The 10,167-nt window shown below is 77.3% G+C and carries 1 protein-coding gene; it reads right to left on the bottom strand.

The features are described 5' to 3' along the window. Window positions 1-16 precede the first annotated feature (16 nt). Window positions 17-10,030 carry a type I polyketide synthase gene (locus HHX33_RS28300; RefSeq protein ID WP_259402946.1) on the bottom strand — a complete coding sequence of 3,338 codons (10,014 nt, stop codon included), beginning with the start codon at window positions 10,028-10,030 and terminating at the stop codon, window positions 17-19. Window positions 10,031-10,167 lie beyond the last annotated feature (137 nt).

Here is a 10,167-nt window from a genome sequence, read left to right as displayed (position 1 = left end):
GTCCGCGACTGTGCGGTCACTCGCTCAGCTCCCGGTCGAGCAGCCCGAACAGCTCGTCGTCCGAGGCCGCCTCGACCCCGTCGAGGGAGCCGTCCAGGGATCCCACGGGGTCGTGGCCGTTCCCGCCGTTGCCTCCGTTGCCGCCGTACGCGCCCCGCGTCGCGCCCAGGGCGGTCAGCGCGCCTCGCAGCGCGCGCACGAGCCCGGCCCGCCGGCCGTCGTCCGCCATGAGGTCCGCGGCGGCCGACACCCACCCGTCCAGCGCCGCCGGGTCGAACACCTCCCGCTCCGGGCGCAGCCGCTCCAGCAGATGCGCGGTCAGCTCCCGCACGGTCGGGTGGTCGAACAGCACGGTCGCGGGGAGCCGGTCCCCGATCTCCTCGCCCAGCCGGTTGCGCAGCTCGATGGCCGTGAGCGAGTCGAGACCGAGGTCGAACAGCCCGCGGTCGTCCGGCACGCGCGCCCCGCCGGCGAGGCCCAGCACCTCCGCGACCCGGCCGGCGACGACGTCCCGCACCAGGGCCCGCGCCGCGTCCTCCGCCAGCCCGTCCAATCGCCGCGACAGCGGCAGGGCCCGTACGGCGGGCCTGGCCGGCGCCAGGTCGGCGAGCACCTCGGGCAGGTCGCCGGGCCGCCGGGCGAGCGCTCCGCGGTCGAACCGGGCCGGCACCAGCACCGCCCGGCCGGCCCCCAGCGCGTCGTCGAGCAGGCCGAGCGCCTCCTCGGTGGTCAGGGCGCGCACGCCCATCCGGGCGAGCCTGCTTTGGGCGGCCTCGCTCAGCTCCCCGGCCATGCCCCGGCCCGGCCCCGTGTCCCACAGGCCCCAGGCGAGGGACAGGCCCGCCAGCCCGGCCGCCCGCCGCCGCTCGGCGAGCGCGTCCAGGAACGCGTTGGCCGCGGCGTAGCCCGCCTGCCCCGCGTTGCCCAGCACGCCCGCGACCGACGAGAACAGCATGAAGGCCCGCAGCGGCAGCCTCGCAGTGAGCCTGTGGAGGTTCCAGGCGCCGTCGACCTTGGGACGCAGCACCCGGTCGATCCGCTCGGGGGTCGCGTTCTCCAGCACCGCGTCGTCCAGGGCGCCCGCGACGTGGAACACGGCGGCCAGGGAACCGGCCACCTCGCCGACCAGGGCGCCGGCCGCGGCGGGGTCGGCCACGTCGCAGGCGGCCGTACGGACCTCGACGCCGTCCCGGGCGGCCAGTTCGCCGGCCAGGGCGCGCAGGGCCGGGTCGGCGTCACCGCGCCGGCTGACGAGCAGGAGACTGCGGACGCCGTGCCGGGTGACCAGGTGGCGGGTCACCTCCGCGCCGAGCGCGCCGCCGGCGCCGGTGACCAGGACGGTGCCCGCACCGAGGTCCGGCGGGGCGTCCGGGGCGCCGGTCACCGGGCGCAGGCGGGGGCGCAGCGTCTCGCCGTGGCGGAGGGCGAGCTGGCCGGGCTCGGCCGCCAGCACGCGGGGCAGGAGTGCCAGGGACTCGGGGTGGGCGTCGACGTCGACCACGCCGATCCGGCCGGGGAACTCCAGCCGGGCCGTCCGGACCAGCCCCCACAGCGCCGCCCCCACAAGCCCGGCCCGACCGACGCGGCCGGTCTCGTCGGTGTGGTGGTGGTTTGTGAGATCGGCGGGGTCGGCGGGGACCGCTCCCTGGGTCACCACCACGAGACGGCCGTCGGCGGGCAGCCCGAGGATGGCCTCGCGCGCCCGGCGCAGCGCCTCCCGGACCGCGCCCGCCACGTCGTCCGCTCCACCGGCGTCCACTCCGCTGGCGTCCGCTCGATCGGCGTCCAATTCGTCGGCGTCCGCTTCGCTGGGGGCGCCGCCCGTCCCGGCCGGGTATGCCAGCACCGGGAAGGGCCCGTCGGCGAGTAGCCCGTCGGGGGCCAGGACAACCAGGTCTCCAGAGCCCGCGGTCGGGTCCGCGAGCGCGTCCGGCCGCGCGTCCGCCGGCTCATCCGGCGGCGCGGAGACCCACACCACCTCGTACGGCCGCGTGGCCGCCCCGGCCGCGCCCAGCAGTGCGCGCTCCTCGACCGGGCGCACCCGGGCCTCCGCCACGGACAGCACCGGGCTCCCCTGGGCGTCCACCGCGTCGAGCGCGAACGTCTCCTCGCCGGTGTGCCGGATCCGGACCAGCAGCCGTCCGGCGGGCACGGCGTGCAGGCGCACCCCCCGGAAGGCGTACGGGACGGGGATGTGCCCCTCGGGAGGGTCCTGCGCGGCGGCGATCCAGGGGTGGAAGGCGGCGTCGAGCAGCCCCGGCGTCAGGCCGGCGCCGGTCTCGACCTCCGCGTACAGCTCGTCCCCGGCCCGCCACAGGGCCCGCAGCCCCTGGAAGGCCGGGCCGTAGCCGTAACCGCGGGCGGCGAAGAGTTCGTACGCCCCCGTCACGTCCACGGGCTCGGCCGCCGGGGGCCGGTGGCCGGACCAGACCGGCGCGGCGGCGTCGCCGTCGAGCGCCGCCTCGGCGTGCTGGATCCACTCCTCGGTCCCCGCGGGACGGCCGTGCACGCGGACCCGGGCGCCGTCGACCGTGATCCTCAGGTGGACCTCCCGCTCCGCCGGGATCGTCACCGGGGAGCGCAGCTCCAGTTCCCGGACCGCGCGGCCGCCGTGCCGGTCGGCGAGCCAGGAGGTCACGTCGAGGAGGGCGGCCGCCGGGAGCACCGGGACACCGGCCAGGAGGTGGTCGGCCAGCCAGGGCTGCCGCGCGGCCGAGAGCACCCCGGTGTAGACGGTCTGCCCGCCGTCCGGGACGGCGACGGCGGCCATGAGCAGCGGGTGATCGGGTTTCTCCGCGCCGACACCGGCCGCGGACCCGTCCTCGCCCGGTGCCGCGAGCCACAGGCGCTCGCGGCGGAACGGGTAGGTGGGGAGCGGCACGACGGTCCCGCCGCCGAGCAGCGCCCGCCAGTCCCAGGCGACCCCGGCCACGAAGGCGCGGGCCACGAACGACCACAGCGCGGCCGCCTCGTCGTCCCCGCGGCCGAGCGCCGCCGCCGCGACGGCGTCCTCACCCAGGTCGCACTGCCGGACCATCGCGGTCAGCGCCGCGTCGGGGCCGATCTCCAGGAAGCGGACGGCGCCGAGCCCGCGCAGCCGCGCGACCGCGTCCGCGAACAGGACGGTTCCCCTGACCTGCTCCGCCCAGTGCTCCGCCGATCCCAGGACGTCCGCGCCGGCCTCCTCGGCGGTGAGCGTCGACACGAGCGTGCGCCGCGGGGGCGCCGCGGACAGACCGGCGATCTCCGCGCGGAACGGCGCCAGCATCGGCTCCATCAGCGCGGAGTGGAAGGCATGGCTCACGGTGAGCCGCTTCACCCGGTGCCCGAGCCCGGCGAGGTGGGTGGTCAGCCGCTCCACGGGACCGGCTTCGCCGGAGATCACCACCGAACCGGGGGCGTTGACCGCGGCCACGTCCACCCGCACACCCGTCTCACGCGCCAGCAGCTCCACCGTCGCCCGGTCGGCCTGCACGGCCGCCATCAGCCCGCCCTCGGGCAGCTCCTGCATGAGCCGCCCCCGCGCCGCCACGAGCGCCGCCGCGTCGGGGAGGGTCAGCGCTCCGGCGACGTGCGCGGCGGCGACTTCGCCGACCGAGTGCCCGGCGAGGGCGTCGACCGGCAGGCCCCACGACTCCAGCAGCCGGAAGAGGGCCACCTCCAGGGCGAACAGCGACGCCTGGGTGTAGCGGGTCCGGTGGATGAGCCCCGGCTCGCCCTCCCCCGCGACCACGGCCGCCACGTCGACGCCGTCGGCGCGGCGCAGCTGCTCGCACACCTCGTCGAACGCCCTCGCGTAGGCCGGGAACGTCCGGTACAGCTCCGTGCCCATGCCGGTCCGCTGGCCGCCCTGCCCGGCGAACAGGACGGCGGTCCGGCCGCGCACCGCCGTACCGGTGACGACGGCGGGGAAGGCGCCGGGCGGCGGCGTGGTACCCGCGATCAGGTGATCGAGCCCGGCGATCAGCTCGGCGCGGTCCCGGCCGAGGACGACGGCCCGCCGGTCGAACGCGGTCCGGGTGACGCCGAGCGACAGGGCGACGTCGGCGATCCGCAGGCCGGGGTCGGCCGCCACGTGCCGCCTCAGGCGTGCCGCCTGCTCGCGCAGCCCTTCGTCGGTGCGCGCGCTCAGCACCCACGGCACGACCGGCGTCGCCTCGTCCGGTGCGGGGCCCTCCACCCGGGGCTCGTCACCCATCTCCAGGATGACGTGCGCGTTGGTGCCGCTGATCCCGAACGACGAGACCGCCGCCCGGCGCGGGCCGGGAGTGCCGGGCCAGGGCACCGCCTCGGCGGGCACGGCCACCGCGCCGCCGGACCAGTCCACGTGCTCGGTCGGCCGGCTCAGGTGCAGGGTCGCGGGCACCCGCCCGTGCCGCATGGCGAGCACCATCTTCATGATCCCGGCCACCCCGGCGGCGGCCTGGGTGTGCCCGATGTTCGACTTGAGCGAGCCCATCAGCAGCGGTGCGCGCCCGTCCCGGTCCTGTCCGTACGTGCCGAGCACCGCGCCCGCCTCGATCGGGTCGCCCAGCCGGGTGCCGGTGCCGTGGGCCTCCAGCACGTCGACGTCGGCCGGCCGCAGCCCCGCGCTGCGCAGGGCGGCCCGGATGACCCGCTCCTGGGCGGGGCCGTTCGGCGCGGTGAGGCCGTTGCTCGCGCCGTCCTGGTTGACGGCGGACCCGCGGACCAGGGCGAGCACGCGGTGCCCGTTGCGGCGCGCGTCGGCCAGGCGCTCCAGCACGAGCAGCCCCACCCCCTCGCCCCAGGCCGTGCCGTCCGCGTCCGCCGAGAAGGGCTTGCAGCGGCCGTCGGGGGCCAGCCCTCGCTGGCGGCTGAACTCGACGAACGTGGCCGGGCTCGCCATCACGGTCGAGCCCCCGGCGAGGGCCAGCCCGCACTCGCCCAGCCGCAGCGCCTGCACCGCCTGGTGGACGGCGACCAGGGAGGAGGAGCAGGCGGTGTCCACCGTCACGGCCGGGCCCTCCAGGCCGAGGGTGTAGGAGATGCGGCCGGAGGCGACGCTTCCCGCGCTGCCGCTCACCAGGTAGCCCTCCAGATCGCGGGCCGCGCCGCGCCGCTGGTGGACCCGCGCGCCGTAGTCGGAGTACATGACGCCGACGAACACCCCGCTCTGGGATCCGCGCAGCGTCGCCGGGTCGATCCCGGCGTCCTCGACCGCCTCCCACGCGGTCTGCAGCAGCAGCCTCTGCTGGGGGTCGACGGCCAGCGCCTCGCGGGGGCTGATCCCGAAGAACTCGGGGTCGAACTCGGCCGCGTCGTGCAGGAAGCCGCCGTGCCGGGTGATCGACGTGCCCGGGTGCTCCGGATCGGGATCGAACAGGTCGGGGTCCCAGCCGCGGTCCGCGGGGAACTCGGTGATCGCGTCCGTGCCCGAGACGAGCAGCTCCCACAGCTCGGCCGGGGTGCGCGCGCCGCCGGGGAACCGGCACGCCATGCCCACGATCGCGACGGCGTCGCCGTCCGGGTCGTACGGCTCCCGCTCCCGCGCGCCCGCGCCGGGGCGGGCGTCGCCGTCCGGCGCTCCCGTCAGATCCTCGGAAGGATCGCCGGCCAGGGCGTCGAGGAGCCCGATCAGGGCGGCCGGGGTGGGGTGGTCGAAGACGACGGTGGCGGGCAGGCGCACACCGAGTTCGTCGCCCAGCCGGTTGCGCAGCTCCAGGGCGGTCAGCGAGTCGACCCCGAGGTCGGTGAACGGCCGGTCCGGGTCGATCTCCGCGCCGTCGGCGTGGCCCAGGACCGCGGCGACCGCGTCGAGGACCAGCCGGGCGGTGTCCCGGCGGCCGGGCCCTGCGACGATCGGAACAGCCGGAGTGGCGGCCGAGGCGGGGGCGGGCGTCGCGGCCCGCGGGCGGTGCCGGGCCGCCGCGACGGCGAGGTCGAGGCTGCCGGCCACCACGACCGGGACGTCCGACCGCAGGGCGTCGTCGAACAGGCCCAGTCCGTCGGCCGGGGCCATGGGGCGGATGCCCGCCCGTCCGAGCCGGGCGACGTCCACGTCTCCCAGGGCGCCGCTCATGCCTTCGCCGAGGTCCCACAGGCCCCAGTGAACGGTCACGGCGGGCCGGCCGGCCCGCCGCCGTCGCCGCGCCACCGCGTCGAGGGCGGCGTTCGCGGCGGCGTACGCGCCCTGCCCGGCGGTGCCGAGGACGCCCGCCACGGAACCGAACAGCACGAACGCGTCGAGGTCCGCGTCGCGGGTGGCCTCGTCGAGGTTGCGGGCGCCGGTGAGCTTCGCGTCGAGCGCCCGCCGCAGGGCCGCCCCGGTGAGCCGTTCCAGGGTGGCGTCCTCGGCGACGCCCGCCGCGTGGACGACGCCCGTCAGCGGAGCGTCCAGGCCGCCGAGCAGGGCGGTGAGAGCCTCCGCGTCCGCCGGGTCGCAGGCCCGCACGGTGACCGCGGCGCCGAGGGCGGCCAGCTCCGCCTGGGCCGCGCCGGAATCCGGATGGTGCTCACCCCGGCGGCTCACCAGCAGCAGGTTCCGTACGCCGTGACGGGTGACGAGGTGGGCGGCGATCCGCCGGCCGAGTGCGCCGAGCCCGCCGGTGACGAGCACCGTGCCGCCCGCGGCGCTGCGCGGCCACAGCGGTCCGGACGACGACGGCGCCGCGGGTGCGGGGCCGAGACGCGGCACCAGCGGCGCTCCCGACCGGATCGCGGCCTCGGGGAACGCCGCACCCGCAGCCGCGAGCAGCTCCGGATCCTCCGGCCCGTCCTCCGGGCCGATGTCGAGCAGGGCGAACCGGCCGGGGTGCTCGGCCCGGGCCGCCCTGACCAGGCCCCACAGGGCGGCCGTGGACGGCCGGGCGGACTCGGCGTCGTCCACCGCGAGGCCCCGGGTCAGCACCACCAGGCGCCCGCCGTCACCGGCCGCCCACCGCCGCAGGACCTCGCGGGCCTCGTCCAGCGCGGTGTACGGGTCGTCGTCGCGGTCGAGCCCGTGCAGCAGCGCGAGCGACGGAGGCCGTTCGAGAAGGTCCGCCACGGCGGCGACGCCGGCGAGGACGGCGCCCGCCGCCGGCTCGGGCCGGGGCCTCGCCTCCCAGTGCAGGCCGTACACGGCGGCGGCGGACGGGAGCGGCCGCAGCCGCAGCCGCTCCACGGTCAGGACCTCCCGGCCGTCGTCGCCGATGAGGTCGGCCCGGTAGGCGTCGGTGCCGAGCGGGGTGAACCGGGCGCGGATCCGGGTGAGGTGCGGCGGCCGTCCTCCGGACGCGGGCGCCGCGTGCGCCCGGACGCCGCTCAGCGCGTACGGCACGCGACGCGGGCCGTCGATCCCGTCCAGCGACAGGGCGTGCAGGGCCGCGTCCAGCAGGGCGGGCCGGGCCGCGTGACGCGCGGCGTCGCCGCGGAGCGACGGCGGCGACGCCACCTCGGCGTACAGGTCGTCGCCGTCCCGCCAGGCGGACAGCAGCCCCTGGAACGCCGGGCCGTACTCGTACCCGTGCTCGGCGAGCAGACGGTAGGTGGCCTCGGGCGTTCCGGGGTCGACGCGATGGCCGGGACCGGACCCGACGGGGGCACCGGGCGCGACCTCCTCCCGCGTGAGCGTGGCGGTGGCGTTGACGGTCCACTCCGCCGCCTCTCGCGCCCGGCTGCGCACGGTGAGCTCACCGTCCGGGGACAGGGCCGCCTGGAGCCGGACCTCCCCCGGGCCGTCCAGTTCGAGCGGCGCGCGCATCACGAACTCGCCCAGCGTCGGCAGGCCGGCCTCCACGCCCACCGCCAATGCCAGGTCGGCCAGGGCCATGGCCGGGACCAGCACGCGGCCGCCGATCCGGTGGTCGGCCAGCCACGGCTGGCGGCGGGTGGACAGCACGCCGGTGAACAGCCGGCTCCCCCCGGGCAGCTCGGCCGTCCCGGCCAGCAGCGGATGCGGCGGGGCGTCCAGCCCGAACGCCGCCGGAGGGCCGTCGTCCGCGGCGGGCAGCAGCCAGTAGCGCCTGGTCTCGAAGGGGTACGTCGGCAGGTCCGTGAGCCGGCCGCCCGCGACGAGCGGCCCGAAGTCGACCGGCACGCCGGCCACGTGCAGCCGGGCGAGCGCGGCCCGCACCGCCGCCGCGTCCGGGCGGCCCGTCCGGAGCAGCGGCACGGCGACCACCTCGGCGGCGACCACCTTCGCTGCGACGACCTCCCCGGCTTCGCCCTTCGCGGCCTCTCCCTTCGCGCCGTCTCCCCCCGCCGTGCCGCCTCTTGCGGTGTCGCCTCTCGCGGTGTCTCCCTGCGCACCCTCTCCGTCCACGGCGTCCCTCCTCGCCGCGTCTCCCCCCGCCGTGCCGCCTCTCGCGGTGTCTCTCTGCGCGGCGTCTCTCTGCGCAGTGTCCCTCTGCGCGGTGCACGTCTCCTGGGCGTGCGCGGCGAGCGACCCGTCGGGGCCCAGCTCGGCGAAGCGGGTCACGCCCGCCTCCCGCGCCGCGTTGACCGCGTCGGCGAACCGCACGGTGCCGCGCAACTGCGCCACCCAGTAGTCCGGGCCGGACATCTCGCGCTCGCCCGCGAGCGCCCCGGTCGCCGTCGAGACGATGGGCAGCCGGGCGGGGGCGAACGTCAGCCCGGCCACCACCTGGCGGAACTCCTCCAGCACGCCGTCCATGTGCGCCGAGTGGAAGGCGTGACTCACCTTCAGCCGGGTGGCCTTGCGGCCCTCGTCCTTCCATCGGGCGACGAGCCGGTCGATCTCGTCCGCGTCGCCCGACAGCACGACCGACGCCGGGCCGTTGACCGCGGCCACCTCGACGGTCCCGCCCGCCGAAGCGGCCAGCCCGGCCGCCTCCTCCGGGGTGGCGGCGAACGCGGCCATCGCGCCGTCGTCCCGGGCGGCCTGCATCAGGCGGCCCCGGGCCGCGACCAGCGCACAGGCGGAAGGGAGGTCGAGCACGCCCGCCACGTGCGCGGCGGCAAGCTCCCCGACCGAGTGGCCGATCAGGAAGTCGGGCCGCAGGCCGTACGACTCGGCGAGCCGGTAGAGCGCGACCTCCACGGCGAACAGCGCCGGCTGGGCGTAAAGCGTCTGTCCCAGGCGCTCCGGGTCGGCGAGCAGGTCACGCAGTCTCGTGCCTATGTGGGGCTCCAGCAACGTGGAAATCTCGTCGAAGGCGGCGGCATACACCGTGGAGGTCTCCAGCAGGCCCGCGCCCATCCCGGCCCGCTGCGCGCCCTGCCCGGAGAACAGGAACGCGAGCCGCTGGTCCGGCAGGGCGCGTCCGGTGACGACGGCCGAGTGGCGCACGCCGTCGCGGAGGGCGGCCAGAGCCCGCACCGGGTCCCCGAGCGCGGTGTCCACCACGGCCCGGCGCTCCAGCCGCGACCGGCGAGTGAGGGTGAACGCGACGTCCCTCGGCGCGGCGGACCCGCCGGCGAGGACGTCGTGCAGGAGGCCCGCCTGCGCGCGCAGCGCGGTCTCCGTCTTCGCCGACAGGACGAACGGCACGCCCTCCTCCGTCGAGGGGCCCGCAGTCGTCGTGGTGACGGACGGCGTGGTGACGGACGTCGCGTCGGGGTCCTGGCCGGTGGAGGGGTCGTCGCCGGTGGCGGGTGGTTGTCCGAGGGCGGTGGCGGGTGGTTGCTGGAGGATGACGTGGGCGTTGGTGCCGCTGATCCCGAACGACGACACCCCCGCCCGGCGCGGCCGTTCCCCTTCCGGCCAGGCAACCGGACCGGTCAGCAACGCCAGCCCCGAACCCTCCCAATCCACATGCGGCGTCGGCTCATCCACATGCAACGTCGCCGGCAACACCCCATGCCGCAACGCCATCACCATCTTGATGACCCCGCCCACCCCCGCCGCCGCCTGAGCATGACCGATGTTCGACTTCAACGACCCCACCCACAACGGCGCCACCCGACCACGCCCATAAGCCGCACCCAACGCCCGCGCCTCGATCGGATCCCCCAACCGCGTCCCCGTCCCGTGCGCCTCCACCACATCCACATCACCCGGACCCAGCCCCGCCTCCGCCAGCGCCCGCCCGATCACCTGCTCCTGCGCCCGCCCATTCGGCGCCGTCAACCCATTACTGGCCCCATCGGAATTGACCGCCGACCCCGCCACCACCGCCAACACCCGATGCCCCGCCCGCCGCGCCGCCGACAACCGCTCCACCACCACCACACCCACACCCTCGGCCCACCCCGTCCCATCAGCCG

Source organism: Microbispora sp. H10670 (assembly GCF_014161385.1).
Classification (GTDB): Bacteria; Actinomycetota; Actinomycetes; order Streptosporangiales; family Streptosporangiaceae; genus Microbispora; species Microbispora triticiradicis.
This window is presented reverse-complemented; position numbering and strand designations above follow the sequence as displayed.